Genomic DNA, 25,846 nt, shown 5'->3' on the forward strand with positions numbered 1-25,846 from the left:
CTTCACCCTACAACTGCATCTCGAACTAGCGCACTTCTGACCTCCACACCTACATGTATAGAACATTAGTTCAGATATGGGGCTCCTGTTCATAGCCCTATCCAGGCTGGCGCGCAACTAAGTCGTCGAGATAGGCCCCTGCCTGTCCGCTTGTGAGCGTCAGCATGGCACGATCAACCCCTTCGGCGATAGTAGTCACCAGGTCAGCGGCGTAGAGGGCTGCACCCGCATTTAACGCCACGAGGTCGCGTCGCGCGTCGCAGATGCGTCCATGCAAGATGTCGTGAAGAATGCTAGCATTCTCCTTTGCATCTCCGCCCTGAAGCATCGCTAGGTTCGTTGGCTGAAAACCAAACTCACTTGGCTCAATGGCATAGGACTCCACCTCTTGCCCAGCTCGCACCTCCCATACTCGGGTCGGCGCCGTCAAACTGACCTCGTCCATGCCATCGTCACCAGACACGATCAGGGCATGCTGCGAACCCAAAGCAAGGAGCACATTTGCCATCGTTGGCGCCAAACTACGGTCAAAGACGCCGACTAACTGATACCGCGCCCGCCCCGGATTGACGAGAGGTCCAAGAAAGTTGAAGGCGGTAGGAATCCCAAGGGCACGTCGGATCGGTGCAACCGCCGCCATCGCGGGATGAAAGCGAGTCGCCAAGGCAAAGCCAAACCCTGCAGTCTCCACCATGTGAGCGACCTCATCAGCATCGAGACCAACATTGATTCCAAGTTGCTCGAGTACATCAGCCGAACCAGTCTTGGAACTCGCGGCACGGCCACCATGCTTGAGCACCCGAGCGCCAGCGGCACTCGCCAGCAGACCCGCCGCGGTCGAAACATTGATCGTCCCCTGGCGATCTCCACCCGTTCCACAGGTATCGAGGATTTCGCCTTCGACAGGAACGGTGACCATATGCGAGGCCATCGCTCGGGCAAACCCGAGTAACTCCTCAACCGACTCCTCTCGTTGACGAAGCAACACCAAAACGCCCGCAACGATCGGAGCTGGTACCGCACCATCGAAGACGACTTCAAGCATCTGATTCGCCTCGCCCTCGGTGAGACGTTCCCCCTGCATGAGGCGGCCAAGGAGAGCAGACCAAACGAGCTCAGCACCTGGATCGGCAACAGGAGTAGACGGTCGCACCGGCACTCCAGTCGGCGCAGCAAGGGTCGAAGCGGCATCAGCATGCGAGTTCACGGGATCAGGCATGTGCCTATGCTAGACGCGGGTGCTGAAGGACTCATCTCTCCCAAGAAGCTTTAGCAGAGCTGCTTCGCGGAGCGGTCGAGCAAGATGAAAGCCCTGGACCTCAGGCACGCCGAGCTCCTTGAGGACGTCAAGGCAAGCTTGGTCACCCACCCCCTCCGCCACCACAGAGATGCCAAGCTCGCCCGCGAGCGCTGTGAGACCCGCAACCAATCCCCGATCGCCACCAGTGCCGAGGTCCTTGACGAACTGCCGGTCGATTTTTACAATATCCACCGGCATAATCTGCAGATGGCGAAATGACGACGTTCCGACTCCGAAATCATCCAATGCAATCAAGAAACCTTCGCTCTTGAGACGACGCATCATGCGCGCGATCCGGTCAATCAGCAGATCAGAGAGCTCAGTCTCTGTCAACTCGATGACCACCATGTCACGCGGCACGCCAAGCCGATCAGCTAACTGGCAAAAGTCCTTCACCGTCCGTCCCTCAGCAGCATTGACACCACTCAGGTTGACAGAAAGGCGCATCTGACCAGCCAGTCCAGCCGAACGCCAACGTGAAAAACGCGTCAGCGCTTCAGCACGAACAAAGGCATCGAGCTGGTCCATCAGACGGTACTGGAGCGCAAGCGACAGGAATCGACCCGGCAATAGAAGGCCTTCGGTGGGGTGCTGCCAGCGCACCAAGGTCTCGGCTCCTGTGACCGACCCGCTCTGGGTAGCAAAAAGCGGTTGGAACCGAAGTAGCAGAGCACCGCCACGTTCATCTCCACGCAACACCCGCACCAGATCTGGGCCTAATTCGATCTCGACCGCATCCTGGGTACCGCGATGCAAGTGCAGTAGATCCGGACGCCGACGTGAGAACTTATCCTGATACATCGCCGAATCAGCGGCTGACATCAACTGGTCCAGATCGACCGTCGTCGTGGATCCCGTCGCCATGCCGACCGCAGCAGTCACCCGTAGCTCAATCGTACCGACCGTTATTGGGTTGAATGAGATCGCCGCCGCGAGGCGGTCGGCTAATTGACGGATCACTCTGCTCGAATCCATCCCAATGACAAGTACCGCAAACTCGTCCCCACCGATCCTGCCAACGACATCGAGAGGACGCACACTCGTTCGAATGCGATTCGCCACCTCAGTTAAGACTCGATCCCCTATGGCATGACCAAACTGATCATTGACAACCTTAAGACCGTCAACGTCGATAAAGAGAACTCCGACTAGCTTCTCCTCGTCATCATCGAAATAGGCGTTAGCATGCTCAAAAAAGCCCGCGCGATTGTTGAGCCCGGTCAGGGGGTCCATATGTGCCAATTGGCGCACTCGCCGGCGCTCGACGTTGCGTTCTTGAATGTCGCGAACCGCCAGCAAGGTGCCAGTGACGCCGGAGGCTGCATCAATAAATCGACGCCGATAGGACTCCGTCACAAACGTTGATCCATCCAGGCGCAGGCGCTCCTCTTCTTCCACCTGTGCGCCTTGATCGGAGAGGGTCCTCAAAGGCTTGCTTTCAAATTGAGAGGCCAACATTCCGCGCAAGGAGACGTTCTCCTCGCCTCCATGCAGCCGCGCAAAGGCTCGGTTGTGGAGGGTAATCACCTCCTCGTCGTCGACCAAAGCCACCCCGTCCGGCATAAAATCCAACACCTGTGATGCAAGTGCGGATCGCTCCTGACCGGCAACCACGAAACTAAGAGTCTGTCGTTGGGACACGATCGCACCCGCGAACCGGGCAAGCTCACGAATGGTCTGGAAATCTCGGAGAGAGAATCGATATGGTGAAGGGCTGAAAACGGCGATCAGTGCGACCAATGTCGCGGTCGTATCCACAATCGGAACGACGACCGCTGAATCGTTCTCCGTCTCCCCTCGAATCGATGCGATGGCCTCCTCGTCCGTGGTTGTCCGATCCGCTAACGAACCGATCAGCACCGCTACCCCAGTAGCCCCGACCCAGGCGAGAAGCCCGCTATGACGGTCGATGATGTCACCGGGTTGACGCATCGTCTCCCCAATGGCCGCAGCGACCCAGGTCGCATTCGGACGAACCTCGACCACGAGTGCACTATGAGCACCGGTTAGGAGGCGGGCCTCGCGTCCGATGTGCATCCATGGGACAGCAGTATCGCTGACGCTCAACAGCCTCTCTAGGAGCCGCTGATTGGTTCGAACACGTCGACTCAGCCAACGCCTCGATCGTTCCTGCCGATAACTTTCACTCGCCAATCGAATGGCGGGGGAGATCTGCTCAAGAAGGCGGTAATCGTCAGTCGATAGTTGTTCTAGGTCGATCATCGCAAGCATCAACGACTCACCAAGGCGCAGCAGCGTGAGCGAAGTTCCACGGATGCGAAGCAACCAATTGTTGGTGGCTCCAGCGACGACCGGTGGAGGCTCAAGGCCGACAAAATCGGCAAACTCCTTGCCACGAGCGGCCACAACAAGTCGCAACCTTCCGAAACCGGGCTCAACCTCCATGAGGGTAATCGGTGTTGCAAAGCGCTCGCACAGGACATCTAAGAGCTCCAGCAGTACCCCTCGTGAACCGAGATCACCTGCCAGGATACGCGAAATGTTGCGCATCATGGCGGCATCATGTGGCACACTCACCGAGGGTAGATTCGCAACAGAGGCGCCAATAACCGGGGAGTGATTGGCGTCTAGGCTCACCGCAACCGCATCCGTTCTTGCGAAACCGCACGCTTCATCGACACGTATTTTCTAAAAGAAAAACCCGATATAGGGGAAGAACTCACCCCAGCGAGCTGACCGTCGCTAGACGGGGCGCGACCTGGAGTATCGGTACCTGTTGGGAGATGGTACAGCCCAGCTAGACGGTTGTACCGGGCCGCAAGCGAACGAACCGTACGCAGCGTTAGCATCGGACGTCGCTGACACGCAAGGCACCTACCACGAGAGATACCCAACCGATCTATGCAGTAACAAACCCACCACGACCACGATCCTAGCAACAATTACCACTCCTTGTGTGCAGACGGTAGAGAATTGCCCAAGAAATCTTCAACATGTGTTGACCCACGGTAAAACCGAATGAGCAAAACACCTGCCCGTTCTTGTTGCTAAACTAAGTTCGAACCACGACCCAAGGAGCCATCGTTGGAAGTAGAACACCCCATGGATGCGCACAGTGGGAATCGTGTCCGAATCTAGCTATGTCTTCCGAGAGATCTCGGCGATCATTGGGTCAAGTGAGACGCTAGCGCAACGGATCGCGCGGCTCGAGGAACTCTGCATTGCGTGTTTTGATCAATCACAGTTCGTCGAAGGATTCGAATGCACTGACCCAGAGAGCTTCGCACCACTCGCCCTGAACCAACTTCGTGGCTATCAACTCATCGTTCCACGAGATCGCACCCGCGAAGCAAAGAAGCGAGACACCGCGCTTGCGCAGGCCTTCGTAGACGCCTACGCGCTCCTCATGCACCAGCACCAGGTTGAGCTTGACCAAAGCGGCGCCCTCCTCGAAGTCCACGCCACCAATCAGATGATTATGGCCCTACTAGGGTTAGATAAAGGTACGGCCGACTGGCAACGCGTCACAGAGGGAATTCTCGAACGGCTTTTTGGGGCTGAGGCGCACGTATTTGCGCTCACAGCCGCGTCCACAACCGCGCCAATTGCCGCCTGGGCGGCCAAAGTGGGTCAGAATTTACACTTTGCTGACCTGTTGGTCCATGGCGTCACCATCATCGAGAGGGACATGCCGTTACGCTCGGTACTAGTAGCCATTGACCGTGCAGCCGGATATGGAATGACAGTGAGTTCCACCACCCTGCGCAACTTCGATGCAACGCAGCTAGCCGTGCTCCAGGATTGCCTGCGCATCTATATCGCCGGCATTGCACTCTTCGGACAGGTTCAACAGCGACAGAATGAAGCCTCTCTTGCCTCATCGATCCTCTCCAACCTTGATATCGGAGTTCTGGGTGTCAACGAGGACGGTAGAGTCGTCTTAGCAAATCGCCAAGCGGGTGAACTTCTCGGCCATAGCCCCAGCGAACTCGTACGATCGCCGACACCGCTCATCGTCAGCCAGTTCGAAGAATACTTCTCGCTGCTCGGATCGCTGCCTACGCCCTGGCTCACCACAAATGCGCTGCTGCGAAAGCGGAGTGGCAAACCACAACCAGCATCGCTCTCCATCCGGCGTATCGAGACGGGACGCGATGTCAGCTACCGTTATCTCATCACCCTGGTCGACACCACGCGCTCGCACTTAGAGCTTGAGGAGTGGCGCTGGCATGCCACGCATGATCCGCTGACAGGGCTCTTGAATCGCAATGGGCTTGCTGGCGAGCTTCAACAACTCACTGATGCGTCGGTGATGGTCCTCTTCTTGGACATCAACCGTTTCAAAATCATCAACGACCTCCTTGGTCATCGAGGTGGTGATCGCGTCATAACGACCGTTGCTCAACGCCTCATCGCCGGAACCAAACCAACCGACATCGTCGCCCGAGTGGGTGGTGATGAGTTTGTCGTCATTGGAGCGGTGGGTACACCCTTCCGGGGACTCAAACGCGTCGCCCAACGTATCGTTGAGGCTATCACCTCCCAGCCTGTTGACATTGGGGACCGACAGCTAGCCGTGTCGGTCTCCGTCGGCGCCGCCCTCGAGACCTTCCACGGCAGCATCGATGCGCTCCTGGATCGCGCTGACCATACCATGTATATCGCAAAGCGGGAGGGGCAAAACTTACGCATTGCACATGGTGACGAGGAGAGGTTTACCACCGATACCCAACTCACCGACCCGAACCTCTTCGACTTCCTCCGTGCCCGTGACGCTAACCAAGTCGTCGCTGTTGAGATGCCTTGGGTACGACTCGCCGACGCAGAACTGGCTGGGGTTGACCTTTCGCTCACGTGGCAGGAACCTATCCAAGAGACACCACGCGACTACGCGATGCGCAACCACCTTCGCGATGAATATAACTGGCTACTTGTGCACCATCTCCTTCGACATCAGGCGGTTCGCGGACCCTTTGGAGTCTCGCCGCTGATGCCCAACCAGTACTTCATCAACCGGATCGAGCGCCTTTGTCAAACCGGGTACCTTAATCCGCGGAAAGTACAGCTCGTCTTTCGATCGATTGAACTCACCACCGATGAGGTGCAGGAGGAGGCGAGTACTGTCGCAGAGCGTGCCCAGCGACTCGGCATCAACGTCGCCCTACGTTGGCGATCGGGAGAGGGGGGCGAAGTCACAAACCTTGCCAAACTCCGTCCTGACCAGGTGCAGATCGATGTGAGCGATTGGGCCCATCGCCCAACGAACGCACGAACGATTCAAGCCATTGCCGCCTTTACGAACGCGCTCGAAACCCAGGTCGCCTTCCTGCATCCAACCACAAGACTTGTCGCGCTATTACAAGCTGACCAACTACGCGAACTCCTACCAAGTGCGCTCCTGGAGGGCCAAACCGGTGCAGTGCGTAGACATGTTGAGCCAACTACGCCAGACTGAGCGCACGCTGGTCGCATTGGCCTTGATCGAACGCGACTGTTCCGGCATCTTCGCCTACTTTTTGTACATGTCTGGATCAGGCTCTGTGCGTGAACAGGTACGTCGCTGCGAAGAGCGCCGCTTGAGCGTATCGCCACTAATGAAGGATCAATCCCACCAAAGGTCGCCCCTCAGCACACCCTGACCGATCAGGCCAAGTTGCACCTGAGTGGTTCCTTCCACAATGGTCAACTGCTTTGCATCTCGATAATACATCTCTGTTGGATGGTCCTGCATATACCCAGCCGCGCCGAGCAGCTGTACGGCGAGGGAGGAGGCACGGACTGCCATCTCCGTGGCGTAGTACTTTGACATGGAGAGGAAGGGAACAAACTCGCGGGTGAACTCACCTCGATCGGCCATCCAGGCCGCCCGGTACGTCAGCAGTCGAGCCGCCTCGATCTCCGTGGCCATCTTAGCGATCTCCCATTGAATCCCTTGAAAGTCGGCAATAGTATGGCCAAATGCACCACGTTCTTTGACGTAGTTCACCGCATACATGAGCGCACCCTCAGCAAGCCCAAGGCCGCGAGCGGCGACGATAGGGCGCATGGAGTTCAACCCGAGCATGGCAAGGCGAAAGCCACCGACCTCGCCGATCACATTCTCCCCTGGTACGCGCACTGCCTCGAGTAACAGTTCACCGGTGTCAACCCCCTTGACCCCCATCTTTTTATCGACCCGCGGTACCGAGACACCCTCAGCGCTCCGATCGACTATGAAGGCGGTGATCGAGTCATGGCGCCGAGAGTTGGGGTCTCCAGTCTTGGCAAAGACGGTATACCAATCAGCTTGGGCGACACCGGAGATCCATACTTTAGAGCCCGAAAGTATCCACCCTCCCTCCACATCGGGGTCAGGCACCGCACTGGTGCGCATGCCAGCCACATCCGAGCCTGCTCCCACCTCCGAGAGTCCAAAGGAGGCACGTTGTTCACCGCGGGCGATACCGGGAAGGTAGCGTTTTTTTTGCTCCTCGGAACCCGCGATCATGACCGGACCGGTGGGGAGTCTGGAGAGTAACAGCATCAACGCGGCGGTATTGGAGTACTTGGCGACCTCCTCGATCGCAATCGTCAGACCAAGTATGCCCGCCCCTGAACCCTCGTATGCTTCGGGAATGCAGAGTCCAAAAAGCCCTGTGGCACCGAAAAGCTCGAAGAGATCCTGGGGATACTCTCCGGTAAGGTCGATCTCCCGGGCTCGTGGAGCTACCTTCTCTTTCGCCAACTTACGCACCGTATCGCGAAGTTGGGCGAGATCATCATCGAACTCGAACTCCATCAAGCACCTCCCTTAGGCCATGGTTCCGACCACAAGAGGTCGGAGAAATCGTTTTATCGATCGTTCCTGAACCTAGCCTATTTGCCAGTCTGCCGCGAGCGACCGCTTGAGTTCATCCCCAAAACCAGTCTCGGCCTCATAGGCAGGATGGTGAACGAGCAGACGGACGTCGCGGTCCACAAAGGAGACGGCCGCCCTCTCGGGAAGGGAGAAACGCAGATAATGGACGGATGCAGTGACGTCGGGACGAGAGAGCTGTTCGGCGTGGGCTGGATCAATCGTCCCTGGCACGGCCACCTCGTCGACCATCAGTTCGAGCGACCGCTCTACGCCAGCTAGCTTTGGCAACCACTCTTCAAGCTCAGCTTTGGAGGTCAGCTCAACAAACAGCGTCGCGACAAGTTCATGTTCTCGAGGTATGAGCTCGTTATAGACATCAAGCTCGGCTTGGATATCCTCATCTCGCATCATTCGTTCCGCCCTGGCCATCTCCTGCACTTGAAAACGCATCGTCGCCTTGTTCTCAAAGACAACGGAGATCATGGTGCCGAGCGAGACGCGGCGTACTCGCTTGAGGTCGATCACCCCTTGGCGCATCTCGGCACGGACCTTCTCATAGGCGCGTAGATCTAAAATGTCGTTCACGGTGAGCGTTCGCATCATCCATTTCCTTTCAAGGGAGGTTGGGTATCGAGACCCATTAACTTTCTTACCAGCGAAATCGGGTGTTCGACCCTAACGCCCAGCGCCTCATCGATGGCGGTATTGGCCAAGTGGCAATCCCCGACGATCGTGGTCGCCTTCGTCTTGGCGATCTGATCGGCCAGGGATGCGGACATCCGTAGCGAGGAGGTGGCGTTCTCGCTTCGGTAGCCCCAGGTTCCATCGATACCGGAACACTTGGCAACGACCCGGACCTTGACTCCAAGCTTTTTCAACAGGTCACGTCCTTTAAGCCCCACGTTTTGGGCTTGCGTGTGACAAGCTGCGTGAAACACTACCTCCTCGTCAAGCTCGACGTTGCCTAGCGTCATCGAACGATCCTTACGCATCAGGTTCACCAAATACTCGCTTGGATCAAAGGTGTGCTGCGAAACTCTCTCCGACTGCTCACCTGGTACGTAGATGGGGTAGTCTCGCTTGACCACATAGGCACACGTTGGCTGCGAGACGATGATGTCTTTACCTTGCCGTACGACCTCATCGAGTCGTTCGACGTTCGCTCGCGCCTGTCGAGTGAACTCAGCGACATTGCCCTGGTGCAGCCAGGGTGCCCCACAACACTTGACACCTTCAGGCAACGAGCAAGCGATATCCTGGCTCTCGTAGACGGTGGTCACATCCGCACCGATCTGGGGTGCCATATACTCGATGAAACAGGTCGGGAAAATGGCCACCGTTGCCCGCGGTTCGCTGATGAATCGAGGCAACCGATCCTTGAACCAACGAGAAAAACGAACCTTGCCATAGGAGGGAAGCAAGCGTTGGCTAGACACACCAGCGACCTGCTCCATGACTCTGCGAATACCGGTGTTAGGACGCGAGACAATCGGATTCACCACCCCTGGCAACGCCTGATTGAGGGCACCGACGGTGTCGGTGCGTGCCAGCACCTGATCGGTGACCCGGCTCCGAAGATCTCGTTGATGATTAGCGGTACGGACCGCCTGCGCCCGCAACATCAGTCGTGGAAAATCAAGCGCCCATTCGTGCGGTGGGATGTAGGGGCACTTGACATAGCAGATCTTGCAGCCAAAGCAGGCATCCACGACGGCGTCCTGTTCAGCCGGGGTCAAGTCAGCATGCTGTTGATCCTTGGAATCGACAAAGTTAAACAACAGTGGAAATGAATCACAGTAGTTGAAACACATTCGACACCCATGGCAGAGTTCAAAAACCCGGCCGAGTTCCTCACGTAGATCCCCCTCGTCATAGTACTTTGGCTCACTCGGGTCATAGGTTGTCGTCATCTACTCCTACCTCATCTCCATCTCTCTGGCTTATGGTTCTCAACGACATGGAGACACCAATCATGGGGTGTCACCTTGCATCGTAGCCCTACCAAGAACGATCCACCGTTGTGACTTGTGACTCATCATCGTTCCCCACTGGTGGAGGAGGGCATGGTTGGCTGGTATCAGTTTGGTTCCTCTCAGCTTCACGAAGGCTCATCTCCTCACCGCGGTGCGACCGCACACAACCCAGGAGTGCCGGCCATCTTGATGCGGCCATCTCGATTCGGTTGTCTTGATTCAGCTGTCTTGATTCGGTGATCTTGATGCGGTCATGACGAGCGAATCGCCCTTTCCAGCAAACCCGTCTCACTTGGCTTTGGTCTCGGCCCATACCCCTCGTCTCCCATGCTGACGGATCACCCCATACGCAAACGCTACAGCGGTTTTGCCGCGCGCCAATCGTCCGCAGGAGGCTTCGAATCGCGGGGTAACCCTACGTCTCATTTTGCGCCCGTACACCCAGCTGAACAGCCTCGCAGTCCGCACTATGCCAACCGAAGGAGCAGCTGGAACCCACCACCAAACAAGGCATCATTGGCCGTCGTTGCAATAGCAGACATGGTGTCGACCGCTGGCGGGGATTGGCATCACCGCATCGATTAACGACGATCCAAGCCCCGCCAACACGTCTACGTTGTTCCATGCATGCAACGATGCCTGCCCAAGATTCTCAGGCAGACCTCAACAGATCAAGTCCGATTACGAGATCGACTCGAGTCCCTGGCCAAAGCGACCAGCATGGCTCTTCTCTGCACGAGCAAGGACCTCAAACCACTCTGCTACCTCGACAAAACCCTCATCGCGAGCCGTACGGGCAAAACCTGGGTACATCTCGGTGTACTCATAGGTCTCTCCTTCGATCGCGGAACGAAGGTTGTCCTCAGTTGCTCCCACCTTCGCACCGGTGACTGGGTCACCTACTTCAGCGAGGAAATCGAAGTGGCCGAAAGCATGTCCCGTCTCACCCTCGGCAACCGAGCGGAACAACGCGGCAACGTCGGGATAGCCTTCGACATCGGCCTTCTGGGCAAAATAGAGATAACGTCGATTCGCTTGGCTCTCACCAGCGAACGCCTCCTTCAAATTCTCGGCGGTCTTTGACGTCTTCAGCTCAGCCATGAACTTCCTTTCCTGTCTCTCGTAGCAAGCCAGCCCCTCGAGTGCCACTGCACCGAGGGCCAGTATTGACCATCAGCATGTTGTATGATCAGCTCCATGCCCATGAGGGCGGCATCATCTAGAATCATTCCACCTTTGGAGATTGTCAAAACACGCTGACCGCTCCATCCTAGTCTTTGCGAGAACTCTCTCACCCACCTGGTGGGCGATGTTCATCTCAACGTCCGTGACCACCAAAGTTGGCTCCTCATGCAGCAGGTGTCGTGGTCTCTAATGGCAAAGACATCGTCACCAAGCCACATAGATGCTAAGTTGTCACGATGACCAACGGAGCCCTATCCAACACCCGCATCATGATCAGCCTCACTGCTGGTGTGTCGATCGAAAAAGAACCGCTGGGAACGATGAGCCACCCCCTCGTCTACATCATCCCCAACCACAACACGGCCTCCACCGACGAACCGACCGGCCCTCCACTCATGGGCCCCTATTGGGACCCGAGGAGACCCTCCCGACTAACCACGCCACGACAACCTCGCAACCAGCCAGTTCCTGGCCACCAGCACAGCGGTGCTGTCGTTATCGCCCAGTCCAAGGGTGCCCCGATCTCATTTGGCCAACCCGAACCGGGTGTTGCTGAGGGAATCGAGATCCGACGATGACAACAGTGGCGGTCCTCGATGTTGGCTCGAGTTCGCTGCGGGCCTCGCTCGTCGATGAAAGGTTGGTGGTACTTGCCAGCTACGCGACCCCCTTGCAACTCCTACGTGAAGGCACGGCGAACGTGACCTTTGATCCGATGGAGATGCTGCATCGATGTCAACAACTGCTGGACAAGGTCGCCTCCGTTGGTTCCTTTGATCGCATCGCGATCACGAATCAACGATCCAGCGCCATCGCCTTTGAGCGCAACCGACCTCGAGCGATCGGGATGGCGATTAGTTGGGAGGACTTACGAACTGCGAGTCAGTGCCTCGCCCTTTCACGCGCAGGTGCCGCATTCGCCCCCAATCAATCCGCAACCAAGTTCGCCTGGCTCTTGGATCGCTATGGATCTGAATACCCTGATCTCATGGTCGGCACAATCGATACCTGGCTGACCTTCGCCCTTACCGAAGGCAGTGTGCTCGCGACCGATGCCACGAACGCAGCAATGACCGGCTTAGTCGACTCCTCTGGCGTCCGTTGGGATACCTCCAAGCTTGAGCTACTAGGGATGAGCATCAACAATCTTGCCCCGATCATCGATGTCGTTGCCAATCGTGGTGCTTACATAACGGCAAATGGTCCAGCCTCCATCATGGTCACGCTCGCAGATCAGCAGGCCTCACTCGCTGGCCAACGCGCGAAGGCGAAGGTCACCCTCGGAACCTCCGCGGTAGCCGACATCGACCTGGCCGAGGACACCCCTCGCTATGACCGTCGAGGCCCTCAGGGCACCTTTCCGATCGTCACCGCCACCGCATCAGGACGCGCCACCTTTGGACTCGAGGCGTTCTGGATGAACGCAGGCTCGGCCATTGGCTGGTTACTGCGCAACGGACTCTTGAACAGCCCCGATGACTCCGAACAGGTCGCAGCCAAGGCGATACCTGAAGCGATCCCCACCGTCGTGCCAGCTCACTCAGGAATTGGTGCTCCGATCTGGGACTTTGGCGGCCGATGTGTCATCGCCAACCTAGCCCCCACTGCCGGTCGACCCGAAATCGTCCATGGATTCCTTCTCGGCATCGCCTGCGCCGCCGCCGACCTTATCGGAGCGCTCACCCACGACAGCAGTGCACGACTGGAATCAATCGGCCTCGATGGCAAGGTCGCCTCGAATCCCATCGTCGCCTCCGCTCTCGCAGCACTTACCCCACAACCGCTCGTACTCTCTCCCAGCCCTGAGGCAACAACTCTCGGAGCAGCGCGTCTTGCGCTCGGCATCCCACGAGAAGCCCTCCCGAGAGGGCGTATCGTCGAGCCTGGAGACACCGCCTTCGTGGCGCACTACTACGAGCAGTACCATCAGAGTTTGGAGTTAGCTCGAGAGGCACTGCCTGCGCTCAGCAAGGTCTCGTTCTAGCAGGGTCTCGTTCTCGCAGGGTCTCGCTGCCAAAGTGCAACGGACGTTCCGAGCTGCGAGCGATGCTCTACGTTGGCGGACGACCCCTTGAACCCGGCATATAGACACTGCGCGGTGCACCGCGAGAGTCTAAACCGGCCGCGAATTGTTCTCGTAGCTCGTCACCGATGGAGTCGGTCGAGCCACGCGGACTCGCCGCAGGACAAAACTACGGAAGGTATCGGTGATATTGTTCTCACCACGCTCTTCATCGGTAAGTGCATCACGCAGAACGTAGATCCCAGCAATAAACCACGGTACCGCACCAAAGACCCAGAGAATACCGGCGGCGATCTGTTGATCAGCCAAGAGCGACATTGTACGATAGGTACCCATCGCCCAGTCAAAGGCTGAGTACCAAGCACCCGACGACAGCCCCAATAGGATTGCTAGCAGCATGCACGACATCGAGACCGAAGCGATGTGAGCGAACCTCAGAATACCGTTTTCGTGATAGCGGCGCCGTCCCTGATCGATCGCGACGTACCACATGAAGACACCGGCGAAGAAGAAGGAGAACATCATCAGCTCCATCCTCCCCGAAGACTGCATCGCCCAGTCAAACGGACCAGGAACGTGCCAGATCCACATGGCACTATCGAACGCGATCACCGCCGCCCACGGCGAGCTAACCACTCGCGCGAAGCGCGCTACTCGTTCATGAGAAGCTAGCGTCCGGTACCCCCGTCGCATCCGCTCCATCAGCGAAGCCGGAACACCCTCTGCCATCTCGGCCCAAGGGTCGGAGATGATGAGGAAAGGTGGGGCAAATACCATGAGATCGAGGTGCCAAATCATGTGTACCCACTGATACACCATCGCCCAAATTGGAATCGGCGAGAAGAAGCCCACCACCATGAAAACGTTCGCGATCAACATAGCGAGCGCCCTGCGCTCATAACCCGCCCGAATCTCAGGAGACATCTGGGTACGCATACGACGAATGTGTCCTCGCCAGTAGGCAGCGATCGGCAACCCACAAAGGATTACCGCGTACCAATCGACATGCCAGTTATCAACGACATAGCCGAGAACTGAACCCGCCTTCACTATGACCATCGACATTGCCATCAGGTACACGTACAAACCCCAACCTCTCAACCCGTCTAGCTTGTAGGCTAGCAGATTCGCAAACGTTAGGTTCGAACCTACTCAACAACGAAAGGTCCCACCCTGAATGTGTGCAGCTATCTCTCATGAATGCAACTACGTGCCGTTTCATCAAGCAGGTCAACGATGACCCCTCAACGTATCGGAGTCATCGGCGGTGGGCAGCTTGCTCGCATGCTCTTTGGCGCAGCACTGGATCTCGACCTTGCGATCTCGTTCCTGGTGCGCCCAGGTGACGAAGGTATCGCGGGCCAGGCGGCCAACGTGACCGTCGACGAGCTGACCCTTGCCTCACTCGAACGCTTTGCAAGTCAAGTCGACGTCTTGACCTTTGAACACGAGTTGGCTCCTATCGAGGTCCTGAAAGAACTCGAACAGCGAGGTGTCTGTCTTCGACCATCTGCCGACACGATGGCTATCGCTGCCAACAAGCTGGCCCAACGAGAGCTCTTCCAACGACTGAAGTTGCCGATCCCCCGTTTTGTGAAGTTGCATGCCGATACCGTTTTCGACCTACCCTGTATCGCGAAGGCTATCACGGGAGGCTACGACGGTCGCGGTGTCCGTTGGATCAACGAAGCCTCAGAACTCGATCCCCTCGTCACGAGTGACACCCCCTGGCTTCTTGAGGAACTCCTCGAAGTCGATACCGAGATCGCCGTGCTGACCGTCTCCACACCCGAAGGGGACATCACCACCTATCCACCAGTACGGACAGTCCAACGCGATGGGATCTGCGTGGAGGTGCAGTGGCCATCCGGAGCAAGCGAGGATCTCGAGGGAAGGGCACGGGCAATCGCTACGGCGATCGCCCGTGACTTGGCCTACGTCGGCGTCTTGGCCGTCGAGTTCTTCGTCGTCGCCGGCAAGCTGTACGTGAATGAGATTGCTCCCCGAGTGCACAACAGCGGACATCTCACCATTGAGGCCGCTTCAACGTCACAGTTCGAAAACCATCTCCGTGCAGTCGCTGGACTTCCTCTTGGTCCCACAAACATGCGTACTCCTGCGACAATGGTCAACCTCTTGGGGAAGCTCACCTCCCTCGACGATTACGAACCACCTCCCAACACTCGTCTCCATCTCTACGGGAAGGAGGGGCGACCAGGTCGAAAAGTCGGCCATGTGACCGCGACAGCAGCAACCGTCGCTGAGGCCTCGCAGCTCGCCCATCGGGCCAGGGATAAGATCTGCATCCATGAGTAATGCGCATATCGCGATCGTGATGGGTTCGGACTCTGACTACCCGATAATGTCCCAAGCAGTAGAGGTCTGCGATGACTTCGCACTCCCCTATCACGCACAGGTCCTCTCCGCACATCGCACCCCACACGATATGCTCGACTTCGCCGCCACTGCAGCCGCAAAGGGTTACAAAGTGATCATCGCGGGTGCTGGTGGCGCGGCCCACCTACCTGGGATGCTTGCGGCAGCCACCGTTTTGCCAGTCATCGGGGTACCTATCCGCCTTGCGAACCTCGAAGGCCTCGATTCCCTACTCTCCATCGTACAAATGCCCCGTGGGGTGCCAGTCGCGACCGTAGGGATCAACAATGGGGCGAATGCCGCGCTCCTCGCCGTCCGTATTCTTGCGACCAGTGATTCAGAGCTCGCAGAGCAAATGGAGCACTATCTCCAGGCAAACGCAGAGGCCTCTCGCAACAAGAAACTACCGCCGACTCGCTGAGGGTCATCGTTCCCGACTCACCGTGATCGCTGGAACACCTTTTGCTTGAACATCCACCCGTCAGACCTGTCTCCATCGAGGCATGGAGCTGTCGGGTGTTCTGGTAGCAATCCCCCCGGTTGTACAATCCCCTCAGAAGGCTCCTCGAACCCGATCGTCCGCGTGCCAGAGCCGCTGGTCGAGCAGAGAGAGTCTTCACTCGCCCCAACAGGCTATCTGCCCATGCATGGTCGAGCTCGTTACTACCCGTATTGCCAACCCCGGAGGCACCCACCAACCCGAACCCAGCTGGCTACTGCGATGCGGCGCGAACGCTGGTCAAGAGTCGTGCCCCAGCACTGGATGGCCAATCCGAGCGATGCAGCTGCCACCGACAGTTGACTCCGATCTCACCAGGAGCCTCGGGTTCACGCTTTACAGAGTCGATGAGGGTGTAGCCAAGCCGGCGAGGCACTCCTCCACTGGCCCGGTTAGCCTCGTCGTGATGGACCTCGACCCTGTCGATCCCCGGAATCGAGAGGGCCGCTTCCGTGAGTAGGGCCGTCGTCAGAGTCGCAACACCTCGGCGAGTTTGCCGTGAATCGACCCAGTACCCGATCTCGAGCACCCCTGGACCGAGGCGGGCATGAAGACCAAAGCTACCCAGGAATGGGTGATCTGCATCGTAGGGGACATAGACCGCCTCGGCAGCGAGTTGCCCATCCAGTCGAAGCTGAGCCGAGATGAACTCCTCAGCCATGTCAATGGTGTAGTCGTCCGCCGCCCACGGCATCCACTGCCGCAGGTCGGCCCGAGACGCCACAACCGCGTCATAGAGACGTGCAACATCACCCTCTTCGATCAGGCGACATCTGAGCCAGCCAGCAGGAAGGATCTCTGGCGGAACAAATTGGGGACCCGCCTCAACACGATCATTGCTCGACATCAACGATACTTCCTCTCCCCCAAACGCCCAGGTGTTTGACCGGGCCATCTCACTGCCCTATCATTACTATCTATTGGGGCCATCTATCGTTGCCAAACGTCACTACCATACATCGTTATTCTAGCCTACCGGACGGAGCATCATTTGAGCTTGGCTTGGGGTAAGCAGCCCACATGGGCACTCACGCGTCGCAACCGGGTATGCAGCAGCTACGGTTCACGTTCAAACACCCTACACATCAGTACGCCCGAGCTTTGGTCCAAAGAAGGAACCACATGCAACAAAACGCCCTACAACAAGCAACTGTGCAACAAGGCGATGCGCGGATACGGTTATCGCTGCATCATCGAGCCTCAATCCTTCACGGTCACGACCGACTGGGACACAACCATCAGTTAGAAGGGTGTCAATCAACCAACCGTCCACCAACTCTAGCTCAGTGTCTCGACGAGTATCATTGAGCAGTATCGGATCAATCAACCTTGAAGCACACAGACTCCGAAGGAATGTAGAGCCGCCACCTTGAAGAAACCGTTGGAAACGAGATTGGGAACGACCTTACCGCACGTCCACACGAAGCGAGCCCGTCTCCCTAGGGGAACCTGTTGGGCGATACGTGCCTATTGCTGTGAGTGATAGATAGGTGAACCGACCGGTGCCCCAGCGTAGCCATTGACCGTATGACCAACGGCAGGATACTGCCAGGAGCGCTCTCCAAGGGATCCCTGCTGGGCGAGCGCTCCACCGATCATGACGATCACAATGATCGCGATCAACACCAACAATGCCGCAATCGGCTTTGGAATCTTATGGATCTCGGTGTCCACTACTCCCCACCTTCCCTTGGTTGCACGAGACTAAGTATAGGCAACGATAGGCCAGATGGCAAACTCGACGATCTAGCATGGAAAGGACGAAGGGGATCGGGTGATCGCGGAGCGAAAGCTCTGAGGAAGGTCGGGGCTCCATAGGGCAGGATGCTGGCTAACGGCCAGTCGGGGTGACTCGCAGGAAAGTGCAACAGAGAACAGACCGCCGTTGGTTGTCAGCAGCAATGTTTGACCCAACGGTAAGGGTGAAACGGTGCGGTAAGAGCGCACCAGCAGCTTCGGTGACGAAGTTGGCTCGGCAAACCCCATCCGGAGCAAGGCCAAATTTGAGTTAGGGCTGCCCGTCCGATACGACTCGTGGTAGGCCGCATAGATGGATGATCACCCAAGCGAAAGCTGGACAGAACCCCGCCTACAGATCCCCTTCGTCCTCCGCCACGAGTAGCGCGCCGCACTCCTCGCATGGCGACAAGGCTGACGGATTCGATGCGACCCTACCGCGCAACGCGCTGGACAGAGCCATATGGCAGTTGCCACAATAGCCGCCGTGCACCAGTGCGAGCGCCGGTCGTATCCCCCGCTCATGGGCGGCTCTGATCAGTGCTGCAGTGGGTTCAGGCAACTGAGCAATAAGCGCATTGAGTTCAGCCAGTTTGGCCTCACGCTCGGCCGTAAGCTCGCCGCGAAGTCGCTCCTGATCATCTACCAAGGTGGCGTAGCTGGCTCGTTTGAGTTCGAGTTCGGCGACTGCATCCGCGAGCTTGACTTTACGCTCCTCAGACTCCTCCATCAACTCAAGTTCAGCCTCCTCGACCGCATCGAGCTTGCCTTGGAGTACCTCGGTCTCATGCTCGATCTGGGTTGCCTGGCGATAATCACGAGCGCCCTCTGCGGCTCGAACACGGTGTAGTCGTGACGCCAGATCAGCCTGTTCAGCTGCCAGCTCCTCAGCTCGTGCAGTTGCGGCCACCTCAGCTGCTTCGAGGCTCCGCACCTGCTCCTCAAGTCGGGAAATACTCTGCTTGGCCTCTCTCCGTGCATCGCGCAGACCTGGAGCCTCTAGGGCTGACCCGGCGCGCTGTAACTCCGTCTCCAATAGAACGACTTCACGAAGTGCTGGCATAGACAATTACGCTAGCACCCCAGCCCCAAGACTTGCGGCGACCTCGACCCAAAGACTCTCTGGAACCACGACAGGCACCATTGCAACTACTTTCCCATCACCATTGAACGAAGTGTCGCGGAGCCACTGACGAACTCTCACAACACCGCGACGATCGACGAGACTCAGTCGCATGAGACGCAGCCGGCACAGCATTCCTGGACGCCGTGGAGCAAGCGATCGACCAAGCAGTGTACCGGCGATTGATGCAGCGCAGCCACCCTACGACGACCCCCGCTGGTCATCATCCCTTGCACAACGATAACACACCACGTCTCCGGCCATTCATTGACTTCCTCACCACATCGCCGTTAGCTGGGCCAGCCTGTGGAATGCGACACAAACGGAGTCCAAACTTCGTACTTCATCCTGAGATGAGTAGGATCAGAGGCTACCATTGCTCGCGGATGCTGAAGAGGACGATTTCGAACTCCCTACTCTCAATCGCTAGTTTTGCGCACCTTCAGACCCGCACTCGACGAAAATACTCCTACGGTCAGGAGCGACGATCAGCGTCTGATCGTCAGCATTGCAACGTTCCTGCTATCGATGGTGCGCCCACGAGCGCAAGCAGCCCGAGGTCGAGCAACGCTCGTTATTGAGCAATGCCGACGATTGGGGCGGAAAGTGGATGGCTACCACCCAACCCACTTAGCCCAAGCGAGTAGGTGTTGCCAAGGAAATCAGCATCGCCAAAGCTATAGATGAACCCTGCCTGAGTCGCCATCCAGTAGCCACCACCATTCGCTGTTGGGACAATGCCGACGACCTGGGATACGAGTGGATGGCTACCACCCAACCCACTTAGCCCAAGCGAGTAGGTGTTGCCATAGAAGCCAGCATCACCGAAGTTGAATATACCGCCGTCAGCGCCCACCAACCAGTAACCAGCTCCATTCGGGGTCGTCGCCATGCCGACGATCGGAGCAGAGAGAGGGTGGGTTCCACTCAAACCGGTGAGGCCATCGGAGTAGGTGTTGCCGTAGAACTTCGCATCGCCAAAGCTAAAGATTCCGCCGTCCTTGCCGACCAGCCAGTATCCACCGCCATTGGGTGTCGAGGTGATGCCGACGATCGGGGCTGAGAGAGGGTGTCTTCCACTCAAACCGGTGAGGCCAAGCGTGTAGGTGCTACCGTAGAACTTCGCATCGCCAAAGCTGTAGACCGTACCATCTTGGGTAACCAACCAATAACCTTTCCCATCGGGCGTCGCCGCCATGGCCACCACGGGTGAGGCAAGGGGGTGGGTTCCACTCAAACCGGTGAGGCCAAGCGTGTAGGTGCTGCCGTAGAATCCCGACGCGCCAAAGTTAAAGACTCCGCCGTCCTTGCCGACCAGCCAGTATCCACCGCCCATCGGGTCTTCAACCACGCCTACAATCGGAGCTGCAAGCGGTCGTGATCCAGTGAGTCCGGTGATCCCGTCGCTGTAAGTAGTGCCGTAGAATCCCGACGCGCCAAAGTTGAAGACTCCGCCATCAGCAGCGGCGAGGTGATAGCCCACCGCAGGCATTCCAGTTGTCACCGATGCACTTGTTAAACTTGTAGCTGATAAAGCGACGCTGCCAGAAGATACCGCAACCCCAAGGAGACCAGCCAGACTTAGCACTCCCAAACTAGCCATCAAACCGCCACGGCGAACTTTCATTGACATCTCCTCGTCTCGGTGCAACCGGCATCAGTAGAAGACCGATCACACTGGTCCTTCGGAACCGCCACCGAATCCAGATGTACAAAGAGAACTATTTCTCCTAGATCTTTACAACCAAGAAGGAACGTATTCACTCTGCGACGAAGCATTGAAGCCCAGGAGCACCTGTCACGAAGGAGATTCGTCGGACGATGGTGGGTGATCAAGCGTTCTCTCAACGAATCCGCTCGGATCCACTGGGACTAGAACTGGTTGGAGGGCCCCAGGATTTCAGCGTTCTCATCGCTCGTCAGTAACAAAACTGGAAAGAGACAATGCTTAGAAACGACAAGCCTTGCAAGAGACAAGGTTTGAAACAGATAGCGATCATACCAGCGGGTGCGGTGAGTGATCGATGGGGGCACCCGGGTCCGATGACTCACACGAACAAAGCAGGCATGTATCGGTGGCATGTCGTTAAACCTGGACATTTGAACCCTGTCCTTCGTTCTAGGTTGCGCGCTCAACCACTACACCCAACACGTCGTATTCGCCCTCACAACCCACAAGAGCTGACCTCCTTGGAGCCGTCTTTGCCCGCTGACAAGGGAGTGTTTCGTCTCCCCAATGACCCTGTGTCTCCCCAATGACCCTGTGTCTCCCCATGGGCCGCTGCGGCTTGCTCCGACGGTTGGCGGGCTGCTTGTTGCAGTCAGGGGCTCGTACAACCTTTGTGGGCTATGGGGTGACGGTGGCAGACTCCCAGACGACGATCGTATGGGCGATTCGGTCTTGTAGTGTTCTGCGCTCAGGATCAAAGAGTGCTGGCAGGTAGCCAAGAAAGATCACCGCCATCGAGATGAAGGCGACAACCAGCCGGATGAGGACGGTGACAGGCTCAAGCTCAGTCCCCTCCATGGGAACTACTCGTACATGGGCCGCACGCGCCCCGAGGGTCTGTCCGTTGACCATGACACGCATCAGGACAAAGTATCCAACGATAAGCGCGATGTTGATGATGTAGACAATCGGACCCATCTCAAAGCGAACGACCGAAAAGATCGGATTCTCAAGCCCACCCATACCTCCGAGCAACAGCTCGAGTATCAAGCTACCAAAGAAAACGACCAGCGCATCGAAGATAAAAGCTTCGACTCGACGACCGATCGAAGCAAGCTCCGCGCCCGGTACTGCATCACTCACTCTGTCGCTCCATCCCACTCGTTACATCCACATGATCGATCGCTTGGATCCATCGGCGCTCGCGAAGCGCTAGCGCACCCCACACCACGAGGCCCAGCACCCCAGCAATGGTACCAGCGATCGTGACGTCTGCCCAACCACCGATCCCATAAAGTATTGAGGCAAGACTGGAACCGAGCACGCCGCCGAGGAAGTAGAAGACCATGTACACCATGGTGATGCGACCTTGTGCTCCGGGTGCGAGCTGATAGATCAGACTCTGATTCGACAGCTGAGCACCCTGGATACCCGCGTCAAGGGTCGCCGTCAAGACAACGAAGAGCACGATCGAATCGTGGGTCAGGAAAAAGGCAAAGTACGACAGTGCAATAAGCGCAAAGGAGATGACGGTCGTGAATGCAGTGTGTCCGCGATCAGCTAAGGCGCCAACGACGCGAGCCGAGAGCACACCTGCCAACCCAGCGAAGCCAAAGAGCCCGATCAGGCCCGAACTGAGGTGATACGGATGCGCCGACAATGCAAAAGCCATCGTCGTCCAGAAGATCGAAAACGCCCCAAAGCTCAACATGCCGAGGAAGGAGCGAAGCCGAAGGATCGGCTCTCGTTGCAACAGACGGAAACCATCACGCCACATGTCGACAAAGGCAATTGCATGTTTGTCACTCTCAGCTGGGAGGCGCAGCCAGACGACGAGTGCAAGAATGGCCGAGGCAGCGGCTGCGACGAGAAAGACACTGTGGTAACCGGCGAGATCAGCAAGCGCCCCCGAATAGGTGCGTGCGAGCACAATACCCGCCAACAGCCCAGCCATGACTTTTGCAATCTCGGAGGATCGAACCTCCGGCGGTGCTGCGGCCGCCACATAGGTGACGGCCAGCTGAGCGACGACCGAAAAGATCCCGACCCCGATCAGCGACACACCCAGCGGGATCGTACCGGTGACGAGTCCCGCACCGATATCGAAGAGGCCGGCCAACAACAGTGACAACACGATTAAGAACCGCCGGTCGAAGCGATCGCCGAGCGGGAGCAGGACGCCGAGACCGACGACAAAGCCGGCCTGGGTGACGGTGATCAAAAAGCCCGCGTTGCCGCCGGAGAGATGGAGCGCGACCGAGACGATATGCAGCAGTGGCTGCAAATAGTAGGTATTCGCTACACCAACACCGGCCACAATCGCGAGCAAGAGTGTAGGTATACGCTTATGAGCCATAGAGTTGCTTTGTCTACCAGCCTATCAGGGCAGGTAGACTTATAGGGTACCTCGAGTAAGGAGCACGACCCATGGACCCGATTACCGCAATCATCGAGATCCCGCGAGGATCCAAAAACAAGTACGAAGTCGACCACGAGACCGGAGCGGTCTGGCTCGATCGCACCCTTTTTACACCGATGAGCTATCCACTTGACTACGGCTTCATTGATGACACCCTCGGAGAGGATGGTGACCCGCTCGACATCCTCCTCCTCGTCGACGTTCCGACCTTCCCAGGGTGCCATGTCAAGGTTCGACCAGTGGCGTGCTTTGTCATGTCCGACGAGAATGGGCGTGACGTGAAGATTCTTGGTGTCCCCGCCAAGGATGTCCGTTACGAGCGCTACCAAGAGTTGAACGACCTACCAACGCATGTCCAGGACGAAGTCGAGCATTTCTTTAGCCACTATAAGGATCTTGAGCCGGGTAAGTCGGTCACCATTGAGGGTTGGCGCGACCTCGCCCAAGCGCGTGACGAGATCGAGGCCTCCATCAAGAGGTATCAGCATTGATGGCTACCGTGGACCAAGAGCGCCGTGCCCAACTCGAAGCGTTGCTTACCAAACTCCGACCTGCCGTCCAGGCCGATGGCGGTGATCTGTACCTTGCCTCCGTCGATACCGAGACCGGCAAGGTCGTCGTTGGCCTCTCAGGGGCATGCTCGAGTTGTGCGATCTCAACGACCACGGTCAAACTCGGTGTGGAGCGCATTCTCAAGGCCAAGCTTCCTTGGGTGACCGATGTCGAAGGCGATCTCGACACGTCACTCGACTTCGAAGAAAGTGCGCGCCTTGGCACTGGCGCCTATGTGCCGATCTCGATTCGCAAGAGTTGACCCGTGGGGGTAATCGAGCGCTCCGACCATGGTGCGACCGCAGTCCTCAGGATCGATCGGGCCCAAAAAAAGAATGCACTCAGGCTTGAGGACTTCGACGAGCTCGCAGAGGCACTCACCGCCGCCGATCATGACCAGGCGGTGCGGGTGATCGTCCTCACTGGTACCGCGGATAGCTTCTCTGCAGGCGCTGATCTCAAGTCGCTCGCCAACTATGAGCAGAACCCCCTCGCCCATCTCGCCCGGGTACATCGCTGCGCACGGACACTTGCCACCGTGGCAAAGCCAACCATTGCTGCCATGAACGGCGTCGCAGTAGGTGCGGGACTCAACCTCGCACTCGCCTGCGATCTGGCCATCGCTGGTCGATCGGTGATGGTGAGTGAGATCTTCCTCGATCGTGGCCTCACACTCGACTACGGCGGTTCAGCACTTCTTGTCCAGCGGATCGGGCTCCATCGAGCCAAAGAATTGGCCTTCTTCGCCTCGCGGCTCGTCGGTGAAGAGTTACTTACCTGGGGACTCGTCAACACCGTCGTCGATGACGACCAAGTCCTCTCCACTTCGCTTGAATGGGCCGATCGACTCACGCAACGCTCCCCTACTGCCCTCGCTCTCACCAAATCGCTCCTCAATCGAGCGGCGTCTTCGCTGACCCAAGCGATCGACCTTGAGGTGATTGCCCAGGTGGCCGCGCTATCGGATCCGAGTATCGCCTCGACTCTGACCAACTTTTAACTCGAGGTTCTTGCGGTGGCCGAGGAGGGAATCGATCCCATCACCAAAGCGGTCGCCCAGATCCGTTTCGTGCAACCCTACCAAGCGACGAAGTGGTATCTCTGCCCAGGCTGCAACACCGAAATCCCACCGGGGACCGGGCACTTTGTCGTCGTACCGATCGACAACATCGAACTACGTCGTCATTGGCATCGACGTTGCCTCAACTGGGAGACAGAACACGGGCGGATCTAACCCAGTAACATTCACGTAGCGACCAGCACCGACGACGCAGAGAGGATCTTTGACGGGCATCGAGGGTTGGGGCCAGTTGAAGTGGTTGGAACACTTGTGGGGTGATCCACCTGAGATGAACGACCTCGAATGTGAGAGGACCAACCATAACAGATCCGGGGACCAAACACCCCATAGGAGCGAATGTCGCCTGGGCTTTTACTTTCACGTTCGATACCACCGCAGATAGGAAGATGTTGAAGTTATTGCACATCATCAATGAAAGCTCAAGGGCCCTGCTGACTGCCACTGGAACCGTGTAGTGCCAAGAATGGTCTTGGAGTGTCCTCAACGCGTGGCATCTCCACCCAGCTTCACATTCCCGAGGAGAGAGTGAGCGAGGAAGAGTCCACGATTGTCTTGAGCACCGAGCACCACATGATGGAGAAAGAAGCAGGGCTCTACCCCAGCATGGACATTGCCTATTGTTAGAGGTCACCGATCTGGAAGAGGCTCTCAACCTCGATCTGTTTGGCGAGTTCGTCCGCGAAGAGGCAGGGTCTCGACACGTTACCCGACGCTTGCGCTAGGCGCACAGGCTGGTATCGATTGTGATATGCGAGCGATTTTTCGGGACTGAGCAGTAAGAGACAACGTGGGATCCACGAGATTGTTTGACCAGCCTTGCAGGAGAAGGAAGCAACGGATAGTGTAAGCATATCTGCTAGCATTGCAGGGGTGACCGACAAATGGAGCTGCTTCGCTGGGGATTTGCTCAAGCGTTCAAGGGCGCAAGCAGGCCTGTCTCAGCGCCAACTCGCTGCGCTCGCCGGGGTGAGCAATGTGGAAGTAGCACGCATTGAATCCCATCGGGTTCAACCGAGTATTCCCACACTTGGCAGACTTTTGGACGTGTGTGGTTCGGGTGTGGAGCTCTCTGGGCGATACGTCGACAACAGGGTGGATGCGATTACGGCA

23 protein-coding genes and 1 other RNA gene are annotated in these 25,846 nt (G+C 57.4%); 12 read left to right on the forward strand and 12 right to left on the reverse strand.

The genetic code is table 11. The features are described 5' to 3' along the window. Positions 1-97: 97 nt before the first annotated feature. Together trpD and M7439_RS03500 are read right to left on the reverse strand one after the other, a co-directional pair. Positions 98-1,219, reverse strand: coding sequence for an anthranilate phosphoribosyltransferase (trpD, locus tag M7439_RS03495; RefSeq protein WP_298346922.1), 1,122 nt, complete (start codon positions 1,217-1,219; stop codon positions 98-100). 9 nt (positions 1,220-1,228) lie between these two features. Continuing rightward, positions 1,229-3,898 carry a bifunctional diguanylate cyclase/phosphodiesterase gene (locus tag M7439_RS03500; RefSeq protein WP_298346924.1) on the reverse strand — a complete coding sequence of 890 codons (2,670 nt, stop codon included), beginning with the start codon at positions 3,896-3,898 and terminating at the stop codon, positions 1,229-1,231. A 478-nt stretch (positions 3,899-4,376) separates the two neighbouring features. Between M7439_RS03500 and M7439_RS03505 the strand changes: the two genes are divergently transcribed. After that, positions 4,377-6,716 (forward strand): diguanylate cyclase domain-containing protein, encoded by a 2,340-nt coding sequence (locus M7439_RS03505; protein WP_298346926.1) that lies wholly within the window; start codon positions 4,377-4,379, stop codon positions 6,714-6,716. Between the two features lie 147 nt (positions 6,717-6,863). Here the strand turns inward: M7439_RS03505 and M7439_RS03510 are convergent, their stop codons facing one another. The 4 genes from M7439_RS03510 to M7439_RS03525 all read right to left on the reverse strand — a co-directional run bounded on the left by M7439_RS03510 (position 6,864) and on the right by M7439_RS03525 (position 11,173). Next, positions 6,864-8,039 (reverse strand): acyl-CoA dehydrogenase family protein, encoded by a 1,176-nt coding sequence (locus M7439_RS03510; protein WP_298346927.1) that lies wholly within the window; start codon positions 8,037-8,039, stop codon positions 6,864-6,866. Positions 8,040-8,111: 72 nt separating this feature from the next. Further along, positions 8,112-8,702 (reverse strand): DUF3501 family protein, encoded by a 591-nt coding sequence (locus M7439_RS03515; RefSeq protein ID WP_298346929.1) that lies wholly within the window; start codon positions 8,700-8,702, stop codon positions 8,112-8,114. Continuing rightward, positions 8,699-10,009 carry a heterodisulfide reductase-related iron-sulfur binding cluster gene (locus M7439_RS03520; protein ID WP_298346931.1) on the reverse strand — a complete coding sequence of 437 codons (1,311 nt, stop codon included), beginning with the start codon at positions 10,007-10,009 and terminating at the stop codon, positions 8,699-8,701. Before M7439_RS03520 ends, M7439_RS03515 begins: the two co-directional genes overlap by 4 nt. A gap of 744 nt (positions 10,010-10,753) precedes the next feature. Then, positions 10,754-11,173, reverse strand: coding sequence for a rubrerythrin family protein (locus M7439_RS03525; RefSeq protein ID WP_298335605.1), 420 nt, complete (start codon positions 11,171-11,173; stop codon positions 10,754-10,756). A gap of 320 nt (positions 11,174-11,493) precedes the next feature. Between M7439_RS03525 and M7439_RS03530 the strand changes: the two genes are divergently transcribed. Both M7439_RS03530 and M7439_RS03535 read left to right on the forward strand, forming a co-directional pair. Further along, complete coding sequence (locus M7439_RS03530; protein WP_298346932.1) at positions 11,494-11,835, forward strand: hypothetical protein; 342 nt, start codon at positions 11,494-11,496, stop codon at positions 11,833-11,835. Then, on the forward strand, positions 11,832-13,241 hold the full coding sequence (locus M7439_RS03535; RefSeq protein WP_298346934.1) for an FGGY family carbohydrate kinase: 1,410 nt from the start codon (positions 11,832-11,834) through the stop codon (positions 13,239-13,241). The genes M7439_RS03530 and M7439_RS03535 overlap by 4 nt, the downstream gene beginning before the upstream one ends. A 129-nt stretch (positions 13,242-13,370) precedes the next feature. Here M7439_RS03535 and M7439_RS03540 read toward each other — a convergent pair whose 3' ends face one another. Further along, on the reverse strand, positions 13,371-14,351 hold the full coding sequence (locus tag M7439_RS03540) for a cytochrome c oxidase assembly protein (protein ID WP_298346936.1): 981 nt from the start codon (positions 14,349-14,351) through the stop codon (positions 13,371-13,373). Positions 14,352-14,516: 165 nt separating this feature from the next. Here M7439_RS03540 and M7439_RS03545 point away from each other — a divergent pair, with 165 nt between their 5' ends. Continuing rightward, positions 14,517-15,596, forward strand: coding sequence for a 5-(carboxyamino)imidazole ribonucleotide synthase (locus M7439_RS03545; protein WP_298346937.1), 1,080 nt, complete (start codon positions 14,517-14,519; stop codon positions 15,594-15,596). After that, entirely contained in the window at positions 15,589-16,077 is a 489-nt protein-coding gene (purE, locus tag M7439_RS03550) for a 5-(carboxyamino)imidazole ribonucleotide mutase (protein WP_298346939.1), read from the forward strand. The genes M7439_RS03545 and purE overlap by 8 nt, the downstream gene beginning before the upstream one ends. Before the next feature lie 292 nt (positions 16,078-16,369). Here purE and M7439_RS03555 read toward each other — a convergent pair whose 3' ends face one another. Together M7439_RS03555 and M7439_RS03560 are read right to left on the reverse strand one after the other, a co-directional pair. Continuing rightward, the gene (locus tag M7439_RS03555) at positions 16,370-17,002 is read right to left on the reverse strand and encodes a GNAT family N-acetyltransferase (protein ID WP_298346941.1); all 633 of its coding nucleotides are present in this window, start codon (positions 17,000-17,002) and stop codon (positions 16,370-16,372) included. Between the two features lie 620 nt (positions 17,003-17,622). Further along, positions 17,623-17,829, reverse strand: coding sequence for a hypothetical protein (locus tag M7439_RS03560; RefSeq protein WP_298346942.1), 207 nt, complete (start codon positions 17,827-17,829; stop codon positions 17,623-17,625). A gap of 88 nt (positions 17,830-17,917) precedes the next feature. Between M7439_RS03560 and rnpB the strand changes: the two genes are divergently transcribed. Further along, an RNA gene (gene rnpB, locus M7439_RS03565) (RNase P RNA component class A) lies at positions 17,918-18,263 on the forward strand. A 92-nt stretch (positions 18,264-18,355) separates the two neighbouring features. Further along, complete coding sequence (locus tag M7439_RS03570) at positions 18,356-18,742, forward strand: hypothetical protein (RefSeq protein WP_298346945.1); 387 nt, start codon at positions 18,356-18,358, stop codon at positions 18,740-18,742. 847 nt (positions 18,743-19,589) lie between these two features. On the opposite strand, the gene M7439_RS03575 is transcribed toward M7439_RS03570, so the two are convergent. From M7439_RS03575 to M7439_RS03585, 3 genes are all read right to left on the reverse strand, one after another. After that, a complete protein-coding gene (locus M7439_RS03575) occupies positions 19,590-20,642 on the reverse strand; it encodes a hypothetical protein (RefSeq protein ID WP_298346948.1) in 1,053 nt (350 codons plus the stop codon). A 720-nt stretch (positions 20,643-21,362) separates the two neighbouring features. Continuing rightward, entirely contained in the window at positions 21,363-21,827 is a 465-nt protein-coding gene (locus M7439_RS03580; protein WP_298346951.1) for an RDD family protein, read from the reverse strand. Next, entirely contained in the window at positions 21,820-23,040 is a 1,221-nt protein-coding gene (locus tag M7439_RS03585) for an MFS transporter (protein WP_298346954.1), read from the reverse strand. The genes M7439_RS03580 and M7439_RS03585 overlap by 8 nt, the downstream gene beginning before the upstream one ends. A gap of 71 nt (positions 23,041-23,111) precedes the next feature. Between M7439_RS03585 and M7439_RS03590 the strand changes: the two genes are divergently transcribed. The 5 genes from M7439_RS03590 to M7439_RS03610 form a co-directional block, all read left to right on the forward strand. Beyond that, positions 23,112-23,594, forward strand: coding sequence for an inorganic diphosphatase (locus M7439_RS03590; RefSeq protein ID WP_298346957.1), 483 nt, complete (start codon positions 23,112-23,114; stop codon positions 23,592-23,594). Then, a complete protein-coding gene (locus M7439_RS03595; RefSeq protein ID WP_298346959.1) occupies positions 23,594-23,917 on the forward strand; it encodes a NifU family protein in 324 nt (107 codons plus the stop codon). The genes M7439_RS03590 and M7439_RS03595 overlap by 1 nt, the downstream gene beginning before the upstream one ends. Before the next feature lie 3 nt (positions 23,918-23,920). After that, complete coding sequence (locus M7439_RS03600) at positions 23,921-24,655, forward strand: enoyl-CoA hydratase/isomerase family protein (RefSeq protein WP_298346962.1); 735 nt, start codon at positions 23,921-23,923, stop codon at positions 24,653-24,655. 15 nt (positions 24,656-24,670) lie between these two features. Further along, positions 24,671-24,889, forward strand: coding sequence for a hypothetical protein (locus tag M7439_RS03605; RefSeq protein ID WP_298346965.1), 219 nt, complete (start codon positions 24,671-24,673; stop codon positions 24,887-24,889). 717 nt (positions 24,890-25,606) lie between these two features. Continuing rightward, on the forward strand, positions 25,607-25,846 hold a 240-nt coding region (locus M7439_RS03610; RefSeq protein ID WP_298346968.1), incomplete at its 3' end, for a helix-turn-helix domain-containing protein.

This window comes from Ferrimicrobium sp., assembly GCF_027319265.1.
Lineage (GTDB): Bacteria > Actinomycetota > Acidimicrobiia > Acidimicrobiales > Acidimicrobiaceae > Ferrimicrobium.